At 67.0% G+C, this 17,053-nt stretch carries 14 protein-coding genes; 9 read left to right on the top strand and 5 right to left on the bottom strand.

Annotation, left to right across the window (positions count from 1 at the left end):
• Positions 1 to 163: 163 nt before the first annotated feature.
• On the bottom strand, positions 164 to 2,131 hold the full coding sequence (locus AC3WOS_RS09320; RefSeq protein WP_492715631.1) for a diguanylate cyclase domain-containing protein: 1,968 nt from the start codon (positions 2,129 to 2,131) through the stop codon (positions 164 to 166).
• Positions 2,132 to 2,734: 603 nt separating this feature from the next.
• On the opposite strand from AC3WOS_RS09320, the gene leuA reads away from it, so the two are divergent.
• The 3 genes from leuA (at position 2,735) to AC3WOS_RS09305 (ending at position 8,346) form a co-directional block, all read left to right on the top strand.
• A complete protein-coding gene (gene leuA, locus AC3WOS_RS09315) occupies positions 2,735 to 4,429 on the top strand; it encodes a 2-isopropylmalate synthase (protein ID WP_492715630.1) in 1,695 nt (564 codons plus the stop codon).
• Between the two features lie 134 nt (positions 4,430 to 4,563).
• Positions 4,564 to 6,042 (top strand): nitrilase-related carbon-nitrogen hydrolase, encoded by a 1,479-nt coding sequence (locus AC3WOS_RS09310; protein ID WP_492715629.1) that lies wholly within the window; start codon positions 4,564 to 4,566, stop codon positions 6,040 to 6,042.
• A 312-nt stretch (positions 6,043 to 6,354) separates the two neighbouring features.
• On the top strand, positions 6,355 to 8,346 hold the full coding sequence (locus AC3WOS_RS09305) for a methyl-accepting chemotaxis protein (RefSeq protein ID WP_492715628.1): 1,992 nt from the start codon (positions 6,355 to 6,357) through the stop codon (positions 8,344 to 8,346).
• A 133-nt stretch (positions 8,347 to 8,479) separates the two neighbouring features.
• Here AC3WOS_RS09305 and egtB read toward each other — a convergent pair whose 3' ends face one another.
• Together egtB and egtD are read right to left on the bottom strand one after the other, a co-directional pair.
• Positions 8,480 to 9,784, bottom strand: a complete 1,305-nt coding sequence (gene egtB / locus AC3WOS_RS09300; RefSeq protein ID WP_492715627.1) for an ergothioneine biosynthesis protein EgtB — start codon at positions 9,782 to 9,784, stop codon at positions 8,480 to 8,482.
• 10 nt (positions 9,785 to 9,794) lie between these two features.
• Positions 9,795 to 10,805: an L-histidine N(alpha)-methyltransferase gene (gene egtD / locus AC3WOS_RS09295; RefSeq protein WP_492715639.1), complete on the bottom strand. Its 1,011-nt coding sequence runs from the start codon at positions 10,803 to 10,805 to the stop codon at positions 9,795 to 9,797.
• Between the two features lie 225 nt (positions 10,806 to 11,030).
• On the opposite strand from egtD, the gene AC3WOS_RS09290 reads away from it, so the two are divergent.
• The 6 genes from AC3WOS_RS09290 to AC3WOS_RS09265 all read left to right on the top strand — a co-directional run bounded on the left by AC3WOS_RS09290 (position 11,031) and on the right by AC3WOS_RS09265 (position 15,614).
• A complete protein-coding gene (locus tag AC3WOS_RS09290) occupies positions 11,031 to 11,912 on the top strand; it encodes a putative selenate ABC transporter substrate-binding protein (protein WP_492715626.1) in 882 nt (293 codons plus the stop codon).
• A 3-nt stretch (positions 11,913 to 11,915) separates the two neighbouring features.
• Positions 11,916 to 12,776: a phosphonate ABC transporter ATP-binding protein gene (locus tag AC3WOS_RS09285; protein WP_492715625.1), complete on the top strand. Its 861-nt coding sequence runs from the start codon at positions 11,916 to 11,918 to the stop codon at positions 12,774 to 12,776.
• Positions 12,777 to 12,779: 3 nt separating this feature from the next.
• On the top strand, positions 12,780 to 13,637 hold the full coding sequence (locus AC3WOS_RS09280) for a PhnE/PtxC family ABC transporter permease (protein WP_492715624.1): 858 nt from the start codon (positions 12,780 to 12,782) through the stop codon (positions 13,635 to 13,637).
• Positions 13,634 to 14,440: a phosphonate ABC transporter, permease protein PhnE gene (phnE, locus tag AC3WOS_RS09275; RefSeq protein ID WP_492715623.1), complete on the top strand. Its 807-nt coding sequence runs from the start codon at positions 13,634 to 13,636 to the stop codon at positions 14,438 to 14,440. The genes AC3WOS_RS09280 and phnE overlap by 4 nt, the downstream gene beginning before the upstream one ends.
• A 22-nt stretch (positions 14,441 to 14,462) precedes the next feature.
• Entirely contained in the window at positions 14,463 to 15,155 is a 693-nt protein-coding gene (locus AC3WOS_RS09270; protein WP_492715622.1) for an ABC transporter ATP-binding protein, read from the top strand.
• A gap of 171 nt (positions 15,156 to 15,326) precedes the next feature.
• Positions 15,327 to 15,614: a hypothetical protein gene (locus tag AC3WOS_RS09265; RefSeq protein WP_182152738.1), complete on the top strand. Its 288-nt coding sequence runs from the start codon at positions 15,327 to 15,329 to the stop codon at positions 15,612 to 15,614.
• A gap of 327 nt (positions 15,615 to 15,941) precedes the next feature.
• On the opposite strand, the gene AC3WOS_RS09260 is transcribed toward AC3WOS_RS09265, so the two are convergent.
• Positions 15,942 to 16,496, bottom strand: coding sequence for a TetR/AcrR family transcriptional regulator (locus AC3WOS_RS09260; RefSeq protein WP_492715621.1), 555 nt, complete (start codon positions 16,494 to 16,496; stop codon positions 15,942 to 15,944).
• 19 nt (positions 16,497 to 16,515) lie between these two features.
• Entirely contained in the window at positions 16,516 to 16,983 is a 468-nt protein-coding gene (locus tag AC3WOS_RS09255) for a nuclear transport factor 2 family protein (protein WP_492715620.1), read from the bottom strand.
• Between the last annotated feature and the right edge of the window lie 70 nt (positions 16,984 to 17,053).

Raw genomic sequence — 17,053 nt, 5'->3', positions numbered from 1 at the left:
AAGTCCCTCACAACTCACTTTAGCCAACCCGCCTGCGTTTCGGCGGCGGGAGGCCGGCTAGATGATTTTCATACCCCTTTTTGGGCAGCTCGTCCGGCGCGCCCGGGCATGGCCGGCCGTGACCGGCACGCCGGCGCTGCTGCGGCGCCGGTCCGGCCAACGCCTAGGCCGCCTTGCGCTTGGCCAGGTACATGGCCGCGTCGGCGTGCTTGAGGATGTCGTCGGCGTCGCTCTGGTCGCCGCAGAACAGGTGCCAGCCGATGCTGACCGTGCAGCTGTATCGCAGTTCGCCGAGCTGGTATTCCTGGTTCAGGATGCGGGTGATCTTGTCCGCCACCGCCACCACATGCAGTTCGGCGGCCGCCTGGTCGCCGCCCAATTCCTCGATCAGCACGACAAACTCGTCGCCGCCCAGGCGCGCCACCGTGTCGGCCTGCCGCACCAGCGCCCGCAGGCGGCGCGCCACCTTCACCAGCAGCTGGTCGCCTGCGTCGTGGCCGTGGGTGTCGTTGAGCAGCTTGAACTTGTTCAAGTCCATGAACAGGATGGCCGCGTAACTGGTGTGGCGCTTGCTCGTGTAGATGGCCTGCTTGAGCCGGTCCAGCAGCAGGCGCCGGTTGGGCAGCTGGGTCAGCGCGTCGTAGAACGCCATCATGCGCAGCTCCTGCTCGAGCCGCTTGCGTTCCGTCATGTCCACGAACTGGGCCAGCAGATGGCTGCCGCCGTCCGCCTCCACCGGTACGATGCGCGATTCAAGCCAGATGTCGCGCCCGGAGCTGGTGCCCACCTGCACCTCGCGCCGCTGCACGCAGTTGCTGGCCAGGGCCAGCCGGCAATCGTCCACCAGCGCCGCCACGTGCCAGCGGCTGACCTCATAGGCGCCCTGTGCCAGCAATTCCTCGCGCGTGACGCCGATCAGGCGGGCAAAGGCGTCGTTGGCCTCGATGCAGCGGCCGTCGGCGGCGAACACCCGCATCGGCAGCGGTGAGTTGAGCAGGATGGAGGCGTTGAACTTGAGCACCGCATGCAGCTCGCGATTGACCGATTCGGCCGCGCCGCGCGCATCGCGCAGCTCCTGCTGCACGCGCTGGCTGGCCTCGAGCGCGTCGCGCAACCGGACCTCCATCTCATGGCGTTCCGTCAGGTCGAGGAACTGCACCAACAGGTGGCGTTCGCCATTGAGCTCGGTGACCATGAGGTGGCATTCGCCGCTGATGTCGCGCCCGAACGCCGTCAGCACGGCGCCTTCGACCCGGCGCGGCTGGCCGTCCTGCAGCGACAGCAAGGCTTGCTCCAGCAAGCCCGTGTCGCGCCATTTATCGATGCTGTGGAAGTTGTACGTCATCAGCCTGGCACGGGTGGTGCCCACCATGCGGGCGTAGGCCTCGTTGGCCTCCACGCAGCGCCCGTCGGCCGCGTAGACGCCGATCGGCACCGGCGAATGGAGCACGATGGTCTCGTTGAAGCGCAGCACGGCGGCCAGCTCCTGGTTGGCCTTCTCTGCCTGCCCCAGCGCGGCGGCCAGCTGCCGCTGCAAGTCCATCTCGATACCGTAGCTGGCCTCGTAGCTGCTGACGAAGGACCACACCATGAAGCCGGTGAAACCGATCACGGTGGCGTGCACCATGGTCCACACGTCGGCCGACCGCAGCGGCACCGTCAGCACCAGCCAGCCGCGCGTCTCGGCCAGCCAGTACAGGGCCACGGCACACACGAACAGGGCCGTGAGCCCCAGCAGCACGCGCCGGCCCAGCAGCCAGCCAGCCATCATCAACAGCGGCGCCATGCTCAGCAGCACAGGCGAACGCACGCCCGTCAACAGCATGGGGGTGAGCAGGACGAAGGACGACCACAGCCCCACGATCAGGTAGCGCGCCAGCCGGCTGCGCCCCTGCAGCAACGCGCCCTTGGCGCCCAGGCCGGCCACCACCATCAGGGCGCCCGGATATTGCACGGCCGGCAGGATCAGGTACAGCGCCAGCCACAAGGCGGCGCCGGCCAGCACCCAGACGTCGACGAAGCGGCGCACGAAACGGTCGCTGGTGCCGCTCACGCGCAGCCGGGCATCGGCGCCGGCGCGCGCCAGGACGTCAGCCGATCGTGGTGCCAGGCGGGGCAAACCCTTGGTCATGTGCTGCGTACTCCGGTGGGACGACGGCGCGATCGCCGGCTCGGACAACAATTTGTCCACGACACATTGTACATGGCGGCACCGCCCCGGCAAGCGCGGGCGGCCGCCGCCGTGTTGACCATACCACAAGCGCCGCGCGCCGCGCGCCATGGGCGGCGGCCGGCGCCTTTGCCACGGCGCGCATCATTTTTCTTGACAAGCACGCGCGCCAGCCCTTACATTAAAGCCATGACCCCGCATCTGCACCTATCCTCTTTCCTGCTGGCCGCCCTATCCCTAGCGGCGCACCTACCAGCACGCGCTTGATTCGCACCCCGCGCAACCCGCGCAATCCGCATTAAGCTGCACCATTTGTTCCGCCCGGCCATGAGCTGCACGGATCTTCAAATTCCAGGAAAGTTTGCACCGATGTTCACTACGGCTACCCGCGTTCACACCAGCACCAGCGCCCCGTTCGCGCTGCCACTCGGCATGCGCGCCCAGTCGCGCCTATGGCTATTGCTACCGATCGGTTGCCTGGCCTAGTGTCCCGTGGCCGCCCGGCAGCCTGTCGCCACCCGCGCCCGTAACGGCTTTCCCCTTTCAAGATCCCAGGAGTCCCCCATGATGTTGCAGAACCCAGCAGCGAAGTATCGCGCCTTTCCCCCTGTCCAATTGTCCGACCGCCAGTGGCCGAACAACGTCATCACCAAGCCGCCCATCTGGATGAGCACCGACCTGCGCGACGGTAACCAGGCCCTGATCGAGCCGATGAGCGCCGAGAAGAAGCTGCGCTTCTTCGAGCTGCTGTGCAAGATCGGCCTCAAGGAAATCGAAGTGGGCTTCCCGTCCGCCTCGCAGACCGACTTCGACTTCGTGCGCAAGCTGGTCGACGAGAACCGCATTCCGGACGACGTCACCATCATCGTGCTGACCCAGTCGCGCGATGAACTGATACGCCGCACCGTGGCCTCGGTGGCCGGCGCCAAACGCGCCGTGGTCCACCTGTACAACTCGGTGGCGCCCGTGTTCCGCAAGGTGGTGTTCGGCATGTCGCGCGAACAGATCACCGACATCGCCACCACCGGCACCCGCCTGGTGAAAGAACTGGTGGCCCAGCACCCGCAGACGGAATGGGTGTTCGAATACACGCCCGAATCGTTCTCCACCACGGAACTCGATTTTTCCAAGCACATCGTGGACGCCGTCAGCGCCATCTGGGAGCCGACCCCGCACAACAAGATGATCGTCAACCTGCCCTCGACGGTCGAATGCAGCACCCCCAATGTGTACGCGGACCAGATCGAATGGATGTCGCGCAAGCTGGCGCGGCGCGACTCGCTCATCATCAGCGTCCACCCGCACAATGACCGCGGCACGGCTGTCGCCTCGGCCGAACTGGCCGTGATGGCCGGCGCCGACCGCGTCGAAGGCTGCCTGTTCGGCAACGGCGAACGCACCGGCAACGTCGACCTGGTCACGCTGGCGCTCAACCTGTACACCCAGGGCGTCCACCCGGGCCTGGACTTCTCCGACATCGACGAAGTGCGCAAGTGCGTGGAAGAGTGCAACCAGCTGCCCGTGCATCCGCGCCACCCCTACGTGGGCGACCTTGTATTCACCGCCTTCTCCGGCTCGCACCAGGACGCCATCAAGAAGGGCTTCGCCCAGCAGCAGCCGGGCGCGCTGTGGGAAATCCCCTACCTGCCGATCGACCCGGCCGACCTGGGCCGCAGCTACGACGCCGTGATCCGCGTCAACAGCCAGTCCGGCAAGGGCGGCATGGCCTACTTGCTGGAACAGGACTACGGCCTGGTGCTGCCGCGCCGCCTGCAGATCGAGTTCTCGCGCGCCGTGCAAGCCGTGGCCGACGCCACCGGCCTGGAAATCACGGCCGACGGCATCCACGAGATCTTCAGCCGCGAATACCTGGAGCAGAACGCGCCCTACGCCTACAGTTCGCACCGCATGGTGGAAGACACCAGCAGCGACGAGCCGGTGCAGATCGACATCGCCATACTCCACCACCAGGCGCCGCTGGCCCTGCAAGGCGGCGGCAACGGTCCGGTCGATGCCTTCGTCGACGCGCTGGGCCTGGACATCAAGCTGATGGACTACCACGAGCACTCGATCGGTTCCGGCGCCAACGCCAAGGCGGCCTGCTATGTGGAACTGCGCCTGGCCAACGGCCCTACCCTGTTCGGCGCCGCCATCGACAGCAACATCGTCACGGCCTCGTTCAAGGCCGTGCTGAGCGCCGTCAACCGCCAGCTCAAGCAGACCAAGGCCGGCGCCACGCCAGCCGCCGCCACCGCCTGAGAGGCTGACGCGGCGCCCCGTTGCGCGCGATCGCCAGTCGTTTTCGCGCAACGCTTTCCACTCACAAAAGTGGAAAATATGATAACTAAATCACGGATTGCACTACACTGCATTTTTAGCCAGGAGTGCGATCCGTGAAACCGACCGAATTCTCCGCCCTTCCCTTCCTGGAGCTGTCCCGCTGGCAGCGGCTGACGCTGGCCGTCGCACTGGGCGCGGCCCTGCACTTCGCGCTGGGCCTGGAGCCGGTGTGGTGGATGGCCTGGATCGCGCCCGCGCCCGTGCTGGCCCTGGCGCTGCGTTCGCGCAGCGGCGCCGCCCGCTGGGGCACGCTGGCCGCCGCCGTGACCGGCCTGGCCCCCAACCTGCCCTACCTGATTACCGTACTCGGCGACTTCACGGCGCCCCTGGTCCTGCTGCTGCAAGGGCTGCTGTGGATGGCCGTTATCATGGCCACGCGCCGCATCGTGCTGCGCTACCCGCGTTGGTGGGCCGTGTTCGCCTATCCCCTGCTGTGGGCCGGCGCCGACACGCTGATGGCCAACCTGCTGCCGGACGGGAACTGGAACAGCCTGGCCTACACCCAGGCCGGCTTCCTGCCGGCCCTGCAGGTGACGGCGCTGTCCGGTACCGCCGGCCTGGTGTTCCTGCTGTCGCTGCCGGCCTCCGCGCTGGCCCTGCTGGTGGCACGCGGCAGCGTGCTGCCCCATGCCTGGCGCGCCGCCGCCGGCGCCGCGCTGCCTGTGGCCGCCGCGCTGGCCTATGGCGTGCTGCGCCTGCAAACGCCGCTGGCAGGCCAACAGACCACCTTCGGCCTGGCCGCCATCGACGACGCCATCGGCCTGCAGGCCAGCGCCACCTATGCCGCCCCGATCTGGCAGCGCTACGAACAACACATTGAAGCGCTGGCGGCACAGGGCGCGCGCATCGTCGTCCTGCCGGAAAAAATCGCCATGCTGTCGCCCGCGCAGGCGCTGCAACAGCAACAGCGGCTGGCCGCGCTGGCGGCGCGGCTGGGCATCTGGATAGCGGCCGGCGTGGGCACCGACGACGGCCAGCACCGCCTCAACCTGGCCTGGCTGCTGCCGCCGCAAGGCGCGCCGGCGCAGACTTACCAGAAGCACCATCTGGCGCCGCCGGAGCGGGAATTCGTGCCCGGCAGCGAATACACGCTGCAGACCGTGGACGCCTTGCACTACGGCCTGGCCATCTGCAAGGACATGCATTTCGGCACGCTGGGCCGAGCCTACGGCCAGCGCGGCGCGGACGTGATGCTGGTGCCGGCCTGGGACTTCGGCGCCGACCGCCACCTGGCCGCCGCCATGACGGCCCTGCGCGGCGTGGAAAATGGCTACACGGTGGTGCGTGCCGCACGCGAAGGCGTGCTGACGGTACACGATCCCTACGGCCGCGCGCTGGCGCAGCAGGACAGCGCCGCCATGCCCGGCGCCGCCACGCTGGCCACGGTGCAGGCGGGTCCGCAACTGGCCACGCTCTACACCCGCACCGGCGACGCCTTCGGCTGGCTGTGCACGGCCGTAGGCGCCTTGCTGGTGGTGCTGAGCCGGCGCCGCCCGTCGCTCACCGCGACCCGCGCCGCCCTCGCCGCCTGAGCCTCCCGTCCTGGCTGCCGGCGTTGCCGCGCGCATCGGACAGCGGGCCACCCGGAACCGCAATATGGACAGTTGCACCACAATCGCGCCTGGCCACGCACGCTTACCATGCGCGCCGCCATTTTTGTTGCCGATTGCTGGCCCGATTTGTGCATTAATTGTCCTGGATCATGCAAATTTTTGCTGCAGCGCACTATAGTGTGACGATTACCTGCACCGGTTCGGACATTTCCCGTCCTGACTGCACCAAATTGACGCAACGGTCCGACGTCCGCGCATTCCCTAGCTTATCCGAAAAGAAACGAGTCAACCATGAACCTGATACTGCGACGCCTGCTGCTCTGGCAAAAATTCCTGGTCCTGTCGCTGCTTTGTGCCGTGCTGGTGGCCATTCCCCTGCTGCTGTACGTTGTCCAGTCGGGCAAGGAAGTGGGCGTGGCGCAGCAGGAAGTCCAGGGTATCGCCCCGATCCGCGCCACCATGAACGCCATCCGGCTGGCGCAGCAGCATCGCGGCCTGTCGGCCATGGTGCTCGGTGGCGACAGCAGCGCCAACGAGCGGCGCCGCGCCAAGCAGCAGGAACTGGCGGGCGCGCTGACGGCGGCCGACGCCCTGCTCAAGGATGGCGACCCGGCCCTGTATGAGCGCTATGCCAAGGTGCGCGACGAAATCGGCGCCCTGACGGCGCGCGTGGAACAGGGTGCGCTGAACGGCCAGGAAAGCTTTAGCGCCCACAGCGCCCTGATCGGCCGCCTGATGCGCTTTAACGAAGCGCTGGTCGACCACTACAATCTGAGCCTCGACCCGCAGTTCGAAACGTTCTACCTGATCGACTCGGCCCTGGTCAAATCGCCCGCCCTGACGGAAGCGCTGGGCCGCCTGCGCGCCAAGGGTTCGGCCGCGCTGGCCACCAAGACGGCCACCCCGGAACAGCGCGTCACCATCGCCGCCATGGCGGCCACGGTGGCCGAACTGTATGACAGCGCCACCAACTCGCTGCGCAAGGCCAGCGAAGGCGACGCCGCCATCAAGGCGCAGCTGGACGCGCTGCAGGAAACCAGCCTGGCCTCGGGCCGCGCCGTGCTGCAACTGGTCGATCGTCAGATCGTCAAGGCCGACGAACTGACGCTGGCGCCGGCCGAATTTTTCAACCAGATCACGGGCGCCATCGACAACCAGCTCAAGCTCAACGACGCCGCGCTCGACCAGGTGCGCAGCCGGGTGGACAGCCGCCTGGCCCATCTGAACATGGTACGGTATGAAACCATGGCCGGCATGCTGGCGCTGGCCGTGCTGGCCGCGTTCACCTGCGTGGCCATCGTCAAATCCGTCACGGTCCCGCTGGCCGAAGCCGTGGAGGCGGCGCACCGCGTGGCGCAAGGCGACCTGACGGTCGACATCGACGCCCACTCGGAAGACGAAGCGGGCCAGCTGATGCGCGCCCTGCACGCCATGGTGGCCAGCCTGACGGCCATCGTCGGCACGGTGCGCGCCGGCAGCGACGCCATCGTCAGCGCCTCGACCCAGATGGCGACCGACAACGCCGACCTGTCGAGCCGCACGGAATCGGAAGCGAGCGCGCTGGAAGAAACGGCGTCGGCCCTGGAGCAGCTGGCCTCGACCGTGCACCAGAACGCGGAAAGCGCGCGCCAGGCCAACACGCTGGCCGCCTCGGCTTCCGACGTGGCCGTGCGCGGCGGCACCGTGGTGGCGCAGGTGGTGCAGACCATGGAGTCGATCAACGCCTCGGGCCGCGAAATCACCAACATCATCGGCATCATCGACGGCATCGCCTTCCAGACCAATATCCTGGCGCTCAACGCGGCGGTGGAAGCGGCGCGCGCCGGCGAACAGGGACGCGGCTTTGCCGTGGTGGCGACGGAAGTGCGCAACCTGGCGCACCGTTCGGCGGCGGCGGCCAAGGAGATCAAGACCCTGATCGACGCCTCGTCCGAGCAGTCCAGCGCCGGCGCCAAGCTGGTGCAGCAGGCCGGCGCCACCATGGACGAAATCATCGGCAGCATCAGCCGCGTCAACCACATCGTGGGCGAGATCAGCACGGCCAGCAGTGAACAGGCGATCGGCATCGAACAGATCACCGAAGCCGTCACCCACCTGGATGGGGTGACGCAGCAGAACGCCACCATGGTGGAAGAAGAAGCGGCCGTGGCCAAGGCCATGAACCAGCAGGCCAAGGAACTGCAGGCGGCCGTCAGCGTATTCAAGCTCGGTTACGAGGATGCGCCACCGGCCGCACGCCCCCACGGGCGCGAGCAGCAGCGCCGCCTGAAACTGGCTGCCTGAATCGGCAAATAGAAATGGGGACGTACCCCATTTCCGGGGACCTGAAAAATGGGGACGTACCCCTTTTTTCCCCTTGAAAAATGGGGACGTACCCCATTTTCGTTCGGTGACATACCCCATTTTCGCGGCTTGATTACGGCTGGCGTGCCAGGCGGATGCCGGTGAACTGCCAGCGCGCGCCGGCCGGGAAGAAATTGCGGTAGCTGGCACGCGCATGGCCGGCCGGCGTGGCGCACGACGAGCCGCGCAGCACATATTGGTTGACCATGAACTTGCCGTTGTATTCGCCCAGCGCCCCCGGCGCGGCGCGGTAGCCGGGATACGGCGCATAGCTGCTGCTGGTCCATTGCCAGCAGTGGCCGAACAATTGGGCGATGCCGGGGCTGCCCCGTGCGGCCAACTCCCATTCCGCCTCCGTCGGCAGGCGTGCACCGGCCCAGTGGGCATAGGCGTCGGCCTCGAACAGCGACACGTGCGTCACTGGCCGCATCAGGTCCAACGTCCGCGCGCCGTGCAGCGTGAATTCGCGCCACCGTCCGGCACCATCATTCTCGTCGCCGCGCAGCCAGTACAGCGGATGCCGCAGCCGGTTGGCCTGCACCCAGTCCCAGCCCTCGGCCAGCCACAAGTCGGGATTGTTGTAGCCGCCGGCCTCGATGAAGGCCATGTATTCGCCATTGGTCACCAGCCGCGAGGCCAGCGCGAACGGCGCCACGTATTGTCGGTGCCGGGGCAATTCATTATCAAAACTGAAGCCGTCGCCGTCATGGCCGATGTCCACCAGGCCGCCATCGAGCTCGATCCAACTCTGCGGCCCGGGTGCGGCGGCAGGCTCCAGTGGCGCGGCGGCAGAAGTCGCTGCAGGAGCGGCAATGGACGCGGCAATGGAAGCAGCGACCGAAGCGGCGCCATGCGCTGCATCGTGGTAGGCCGGCAGCAGCGGATTCTGCGCCAGCAGGTGCTTCACGTCCGTCAGCATCAGCTCCTGATGCTGCTGTTCGTGCTGCATACCCAGCGTGAGCAGCGCGCCCAGTTCCTGCACCTGCCCCGCATCGCAGACGCTGTCCGTCAGCAGCGCGATGCGGCGGTCCACGTCGGCGCGGTAGGCGCGCACCTCCGTCATCGACGGCCGCGTGAGCAGGCCGCGCTGGGCGCGCGGATGCTTCTGCCCCACGCCGTTGTAGTAGGAATTGAACAGCACCCGGAACGCTGGATGGAACGGCACAAAACCGGGTTCCATGCGCTCCAGGATGAAGGTCTCGAAGAACCATGTCGTATGCGCCAGATGCCATTTGATGGGACTGGCGTCGGGCATCGACTGCGCGCCGCAGTCCTCGTCCGACAGCGGCTCGGCCAACGCCAGCGTGCGGCGCCGCACGGTTTCGTAGCGGGCACGCCACAACGCCTGGGCGCCTGCCAGCTGCGGGGGCTGGTGCATGCTCATGGGCTCAGGCGCGCGCGGCGCGGGCGTGGATCACGGCGAACCAGCCGGCCGGATCGGTCCAGATGCGGGCCGCCTCGAAGCCGGCCCGTTCCAGCAGCGCGACAAAACCGGCGCGCGTGTATTTGTAGCTGTATTCCGTGTGGATGCGTTCACCGGCGCCGAAATGGCGCTCGCCGCCCTGCCAGCGCACCGTCAGCCCGTGGCGCGCCTCCAGGTGCATCTCGATGCGGCTGGCCTGCTCGTTGAAGAAGGCGCGGTGCAGCCAGTCGCGCACGTCGAAGTCGGCGCCGGCCAGGTGGTTCAGATGATTGAGCAGGTTGAGGTTGAAGGCGGCCGTCACGCCCAGCGCATCGTCGTAGGCCGCGTCGAGCACCGCCGTATCCTTGACCAGGTCCACGCCGATCAGCAGCCCGCCATCCTCGCCCGCGCTGTCGCGCAGGCCGCGCAGGAATCGCTCCGCCTCGTCCGGCCCGAAATTGCCGATCGACGAGCCAGGATAGAAGAACAGCCGGCGCGTGCGGCGCACGCTGTCGGGCAGCGCGCAGCCTTTCGAGAAATCCAGGCCCAGCGCCAGCATGCCGATTTCCGGAAAGCGCTGCTGCAGGCCACGCACGGCTTCGGCCAGGAAGTCGCGCGAAATATCGACCGGCACGTACTGGGCCGGCTGCAGCAGGGGAAACAGGGCGGCCGCCTTGGCGCAGTTGCCCGCGCCCAGGTCGATCAGCGTGCAGCTGGCGCCGGCCTCGCGCGCGATGTCGCTGCCGTGGCGGGCGAAGATGGCGGCCTCGGTGCGGGTCGGATAGTATTCGGGCAGTTCGCAGATGGCTTCGAACAGGCGCGAACCGAGGCTGTCGTAGAAGAACTTGGGCGACACGGCGGCGGACGGGGCCAGCAGCCCCGCGCTGATCTCGGCCACCACATTGACGGCGCCATGGGCCGGGCGCGCGGCAGCATCGGCAGTGCAGGATTCGGGCGAAACGGGCGAAACAATACGCATCGCGGGAGTACGGGGCATCAGCATGATGTGCTCAGTCGGTTGGTGGATGACGGTCGTCCCTGCCGGCGCTGCCCCTGCATCTGGCCACGCCGGCCACTGCTACGGATAACATTTTTGTTATGATAGCCGAATCTCCAATTTTCAGCGCCACGCAGTACCGCTGTGCCCACCGGCGCATGGGCAGCGCTCTCAATAGCAATCTCGCAACGATCAATCATCCGAACAAGAAAAGGCACACCCGACATGACCACCTCCGCCCTGCGCACCATCAAATCCATCCTGGCCGCCGCCCTCGGCGCCACCCTGCTGCTGGCCACGCCGCTGAGCCAGGCACAGGGCCAGGTGTTCCGCGTGTCCGCCATCCCGGACGAAGCGCCGACGGAACTGCAGCGCAAGTTCAAGCCGCTGGGCGAATACCTGGAAAAGAAGATCGGCATGAAAGTCGAGTTCACGCCCGTGACGGACTACGCCGCCTCGGTCGAAGCGCTGATCAACAAGAAGGTCGACATGGTGTGGTTCGGCGGCTTCACCTTCGTGCAGGCCAAGGACCGCAGCAAGAACCAGATCACGCCGCTGGTGCAGCGCGCCGAGGACGAAAAATTCCATTCCGTCTTCATCACCACCAACAAGGACATCCACAAGCTGGAGGACTTGAAAGGCCACACCCTGAGCTTCGGTTCCGAGTCGTCCACCTCGGGCCACCTGATGCCGCGCTCCTACCTGCTGGCCGCCAAGATCAACCCGGACACGGACCTCAAGCGCATCGCCTTCTCCGGCGCACATGACGCCACCGTGGCGGCCGTGGCCGGCGGCAAGGTCGACGCGGGCGCGCTCAACATCTCCGTGTGGGAAAAGCTGGTCAGCGAACACAAGGTCGATCCGGCCGTGGTGCGCGTGTTCTACACCACCCCCGGCTACTACGACTACAACTGGAGCGTGCGCACCGACATGAACGCCGACCTGAAGAAAAAGCTGAGCGACGCCTTCCTGGCGCTGGACCCGAAGAACCCGCAGGACAAGGCCATCCTGGACCTGCAGCGCGCCTCGAAGTTCATTCCCACCAAGGCTGAAAACTACACCGCCATCGAAGTAGCCGCCGTCAACGCGGGCCTGCTGAAGAAGTAAGCGATGCAAGCGAGCAGCCGCACCGGCGCCGACGCCAGCGCCGGGCCGACCTACCGCCTGGAGCACCTGACGGTGCGCCACCTGGCCGCCGCCGCGGGCGCGGCCCCGGCGCTGCGCGACGTCACGCTGACGGTGGCGCCCGGCGAGCAGCTGGCCGTGATCGGCCCGTCCGGCGCCGGCAAGACCACCCTGCTGGCCGTGCTGGCCTGCGCCCACCGCCCGTCCGACGGCGTGTTCCAGGCCTTCGGCCAGGACCCATGGACGCTGGCCGAGGCGCAGCGCCACCGGCTGCGCGCGCGCCTGTTCCTGGCGCCGCAGACCCCGCCCCTGCCGCCGCGCCAACGCGTGGTGACGGCCGTGCTGGCGGCGCGCCTGCCGCAATGGAGCTTGTGGCGCGCCCTGGTCTCGCTGGTCAAGCCGGCCGATCCGGAAGCGGCCTATCAGGCGCTGGCCCGCTTCAACCTGGGCGACAAGCTGTACGCCCGGGTCGATCGCCTGTCCGGCGGCGAGCGCCAGCGCTGCGGCCTGGCGCGCCTGCTGCTGTCGTCGGCGCAGGCGCTGCTGGTGGACGAACCGCTGTCGGCGCTGGACCCGGCCCTGTCCGAGCTGGCGCTGGCCACGCTGCGCCAGGACGCTACCGAACGCAACGCCACCCTGATCTGCAGCCTGCACCAGGTGGACCTGGCGCTGGCCCATTTTCCCCGCATCGTCGCCCTGCGCGACGGCGCCATCGTGTTCGACCTGCCGCGCGAGCAGGTCACGCCGGACATGGTGACGGCGCTGTACCAGGGCGAGCTGCCCGCCGCCAGCACGCCGCCGCCGGCCGTACTGCCGTCGCGCGTGGCCGTGGGCGCCTGCTTCTGATCCATGCACAATACGTTCAACCCCAGGCCCAACCCCAACGGCGCCACACGCCACCCCGACCCCGCCTGGCGCGGCCGCGTCATCATGGCCGTGCTGGGCGTCGCCCTGCTGTGGCCCATGGTCGTGACCAGCGAATTCAAGCCCTCCGTGCTGTTCGACTGGCAAAGCCTGGAGGCCACCGGCCGCTTCCTGGCCGGCTTCGTGCCACCGGCCCACAGTCCCGAATTTCTCGCCATGCTGCTGCGCGAAACGTGGCAGACGGTGGCCATCGCCACGGCCGGCCTCACGCTGGCCCTGCTGGGCGCCATCCCCGCCGCCTTGCTGGTGACGGAAAAGCTGTCGATCTCGCGCCTGGGCACGGGCCGCATGCGCCTGCCCTCGGTCCTGCTGCGCCAGCTGGCGCGCTGGCTGCTGGTGCTGCTGCGCAGCGTGCCGGAACTGGTGTGGGCGCTGCTGTTCGTGCGCATCATCGGCCTCGGCCCCACGGCCGGCGTGCTGGCCATCGCCCTCACCTACTGCGGCATGCTGGGCAAGGTCTACGCCGAAATCCTGGAATCGGCCGACGGCGGCGCCAGCACGGTGCTGCTGGCCAACGGCAGCGGGCGGCTGGCCGCCCTGCTCTACGGCACGCTGCCGGAGGCGGCCTCGGAACTGGTGTCCTACACCGTCTACCGCTGGGAATGCGCGATCCGCGGTTCCGTCGTCATGGGCTTCGTGGGCGCCGGCGGCCTGGGCCAGCGCATGGATGAATCGATGAAGATGCTGTCCGGCGGCGAAGTGTCGTCCATGCTGATCGTGTTCGTGCTGCTGGTGGCCGGCGCCGACACGGTGTCCAAAATGCTGAGGAGGCGGCTGGCATGAGCGCACCGCACACCCCGGCCGGCATGCCGCCGGCCCCGCCCCGCGCCTGGTCCACCATCGCCCTGGCCGCGCTGTTGCTGGCATTGGTGGCGGCCAGCTTCGCCTCGCTGCCCCTGCAGTGGCGCGCCTTTTTCACGCTCGAAGCGCTGGCCAGCATGGCGGAATTCCTGTCCGGCTTCGCCCCGCCCGAGCTGGCCCTGCCCTTCCTGGCCAAAACGGCCGGCGCCGCCGCCGAAACGCTGGCCATGTCCGCCCTGGGCACCCTGCTGGCCGTGATGGCCGGCCTGGCGCTGGCCCTGCCGGCCGCGGGCCGCTTCGGCCGCGCCCTGCGCGCGCCCGTGCGGGCCCTGCTCAACGTGCTGCGCTCGATTCCCGAACTGGTGTGGGCTTCCATCCTGCTGGTGGCGGCCGGCCTGGGGCCGTTCGCCGGCACGCTGGCGCTGGCCGCCCACACGTCCGGCGTGCTGGGCCGCCTGTTCGCCGACGCGCTGGAAAACGCCGCGCCCCTGCCCGAGGAAAGCCTGCGCACCAACGGCGCTTCCCCGCTGGCCGCCTTCCTGTACGCCACCTTGCCGCAGGCGCTGCCGCAGATGCTGTCCTACACCCTGTACCGCTGGGAGAACAACATCCGCGCCGCCGCCATCCTGGGCGTGGTGGGCGCGGGCGGGCTGGGGCAGATGCTCAAATATCACCTGTCGCTGTTCCAGATGCAGCAGGCCGCCACCGTGATCGCCGCCATGCTGCTGCTGGTGGGGCTGGTGGACGCCATCAGCTTCGCGCTGCGGCGCGTGCTGACCCGCTAATCCAACCCAGGTAACCCGCCCCATGCTCGAACTGCGCCAGCTCACCAAATCCTACGCCAGCGGCCATCCCGTGCTGGACCGGCTCAGCTGGCAGTTCCGGGCCGGCGAGTTCGTCGCCATCATGGGCGACTCCGGCGTCGGCAAGTCCACCCTGCTGAACCTGATCGCCGGCCTGGACCAGCCCGACCCCGGCCCGCAAGCGTCGCCCATCCTGGTGGACGGGGTGGCCATGTCGGGCCTGGACGACGACGCGGCCACCCGGCTGCGGCGATCCCGCATGGGCTTCATCTTCCAGGCCTTCCACGTGCTGCCCCATCTGACGCTGCTGCAAAACGTAGCCCTGCCCCTGCTGCTGAACGGCCTGCCGCGCGGACGCGCCGGCCAGATGCTCGAAGCGGTGGGCCTGGGCGGGCGCGGCGCCGACTTCCCGCACCAGCTGTCGGGCGGCGAACTGCAACGGGTGGCCATCGCGCGCGCCCTGGTGCACCGGCCGGCCCTGGTGCTGGCCGACGAACCGACCGGCAATCTCGACCCCGACACGGCCGATACCATCCTCACCCTGCTGCGCCAGGAAATCAAAGCGACCGGCGCTTGCGCCATCATGGTCACCCATTCCCATGCCGCGGCCGCCATGGCCGACAAAACGTTGTTATTAACGAAATTGGGGATACAAGAAACAACAATCGTCAATCCGTTTGAGCAAAAAACAAGATAATTTTTTTATCAAATCATCCTATCCAATTCTCTCCGTAGTATTATTGAAAGTAACTTGCTTGGTTATCAAGAATGTTGAGCCGCTTTCCACATTCGGGGACCGAAATGTGGGGTCGCTCGCCAGCGAGGACACGCCAACCTATCCACGTTTTTGAGCAAAGGAGGAGCAAAAATGAACGTACGGCAAAAAAAGTTGGAATTGATCGAGGCCATGAACCGGGCCCGCGCGCTCGAACCATCCAGCTTTGTTCCCAACAAGCTGCTGGACACCCTGATCGAGAAAATGAACCTGAAAAACGATGCGGAATTGTGCCGCGTGCTTGAGGTTCAACCGCCTATCATCAGCAAAATCCGGCATCGCAAGCTGGCCGTCGGGGCCACCATCTTATTGCGTATGCATGAGAAATCGGACATCAGCATCCGAGAACTGAAGGAATTGTCGACCGCTTCCATGCACTGAGCAGCCCAGCTGACCTTGCGATGCCAGGCGCCGGCATGCGGTTTCCGGCGCCCCACCTGCGCCAGAAGTAAAACTTGCAGCGAGCCTGCCGTTGAGCCGCACATCTCTTTACAACGTCCAGCCCAAACCCCGCTGAACGACGTTACAAAGTAATCACTAGTCAAAATTTTTCAGTAACCAAGCAAGTCTTCAACTGGTTGAAGATTGTAACTACTGGTATTGAAGTCGCGACCTCATATTTACTCCGTCATCGCGCCGTTCCGCGCCAGGGACAAGCCGCGCCTTGCGCGCCCGCGCCGCAGGCATGGCCGTCGCCTTCGGCCTGCGCTAGCGCAGCCGCTCGCGCAGCCGCGCCAGCGCGCGCATGAACAACTCCGGCTGGTCGTGGGCGCGCGCCAGCACCAGCGCGCCCTGGATGCCGCCCACCACTTCCTCGGCCAGGGCCGCGGCATCGTTCGCCGCGCGGCCGCCCCGCTGCAGCGCCGCGGCCAGGGCCGCGATCCATTCAGCGAAATAGCCTTTCACCTGCTGCGCGTGGCGGTCGCGCTCCTGGCCCAGCGCGAACAGGCCCACCAGACAGACCTTGCGGCCGGACAGGAAGTAATTGGCCACGGCGCCGAACATCCGGTCCAGCCCCGCGGCCACATCGTCGCAGGCGGCCAATGGCAGGAACACCTGTTCGCGGAACCAGGTATCGATCTCGGTCAGCACGGCGTCGGCCATCTCCTCCTTCCCGCCGGGGAAGAAGTGATAGATGCTGCCCTTGCCCAGCCCCGTCCCTTGCGTGATGCGGGCCAGGCTGGCGCCTTCGAAGCCATAGGTCCGAAACACTTCCGCCAGCCGTGGCACCACGTCGCCGCGTTCCGCAATTGTCCTTGCCATTACCGCTCACCTGCTTTCTTTAAAATCCGAAGTCGCTCAAGCCCGGATGATCGGCCGGACGCGGGCCGTTCAAATCCCAGTGGAACTTGCGTTCGGACGCCGCGATCGGCGCTTCGTTGATGCTGGCCAGGCGCCGCGCCATCAAGCCGTCGGCGGCGAACTCCCAGTTCTCGTTGCCGTAGGCGCGATACCACTGGCCAGAGTCGTCATGGTATTCGTAGGCGAAGCGGACCGCAATGCGATTGCCCTCGACAGCCCACAATTCCTTGATCAAGCGGTATTCCAGCTCGCGCGTCCATTTGCGCGTCAGCAGGCCGACGATGGCGGCACGGCCCTGCACGAACTCGGCGCGGTTGCGCCACAGGCAGTCTTCCGTGTAGGCCAGCGACACTTTTTCCGGATTGCGGCTGTTCCAGCCATCTTCGGCCAGACGGACTTTTTCGATGGCGGTGGCGCGGGTGAACGGGGGCAGCGGGGGACGGGACATGATAAACCTCCAAAAGTAAGTTTGATTGTACCGAGCGGAATAATGTGTACCGATCAGTACAATAAGTGTA

This window comes from Rugamonas sp. FW305-51 (genome assembly GCF_058786935.1).
Note: the sequence above shows the minus strand (reverse complement) of the source record. Positions and strands in the feature narration are given on the sequence as shown.

Bases quoted from the DNA above. Each gene is read 5' to 3' on its own strand.
- leuA (WP_492715630.1), top strand. From the start codon at position 2,735: ATGATGTTGCAGAACCCAGCAGCGAAGTATCGCGCCTTTCCCCCTGTC.
- AC3WOS_RS09305 (WP_492715628.1), top strand. From the start codon at position 6,355: ATGAACCTGATACTGCGACGCCTGCTGCTCTGGCAAAAATTCCTGGTC.
- egtD (WP_492715639.1), bottom strand. From the start codon at position 10,805: ATGCCCCGTACTCCCGCGATGCGTATTGTTTCGCCCGTTTCGCCCGAA.
- phnE (WP_492715623.1), top strand. From the start codon at position 13,634: ATGAGCGCACCGCACACCCCGGCCGGCATGCCGCCGGCCCCGCCCCGC.
- AC3WOS_RS09320 (WP_492715631.1), bottom strand. From the start codon at position 2,131: ATGACCAAGGGTTTGCCCCGCCTGGCACCACGATCGGCTGACGTCCTG.
- AC3WOS_RS09270 (WP_492715622.1), top strand. From the start codon at position 14,463: ATGCTCGAACTGCGCCAGCTCACCAAATCCTACGCCAGCGGCCATCCC.
- AC3WOS_RS09285 (WP_492715625.1), top strand. From the start codon at position 11,916: ATGCAAGCGAGCAGCCGCACCGGCGCCGACGCCAGCGCCGGGCCGACC.
- AC3WOS_RS09265 (WP_182152738.1), top strand. From the start codon at position 15,327: ATGAACGTACGGCAAAAAAAGTTGGAATTGATCGAGGCCATGAACCGG.
- egtB (WP_492715627.1), bottom strand. From the start codon at position 9,784: ATGCACCAGCCCCCGCAGCTGGCAGGCGCCCAGGCGTTGTGGCGTGCC.
- AC3WOS_RS09280 (WP_492715624.1), top strand. From the start codon at position 12,780: ATGCACAATACGTTCAACCCCAGGCCCAACCCCAACGGCGCCACACGC.
- AC3WOS_RS09255 (WP_492715620.1), bottom strand. From the start codon at position 16,983: ATGTCCCGTCCCCCGCTGCCCCCGTTCACCCGCGCCACCGCCATCGAA.
- AC3WOS_RS09260 (WP_492715621.1), bottom strand. From the start codon at position 16,496: ATGGCAAGGACAATTGCGGAACGCGGCGACGTGGTGCCACGGCTGGCG.
- AC3WOS_RS09290 (WP_492715626.1), top strand. From the start codon at position 11,031: ATGACCACCTCCGCCCTGCGCACCATCAAATCCATCCTGGCCGCCGCC.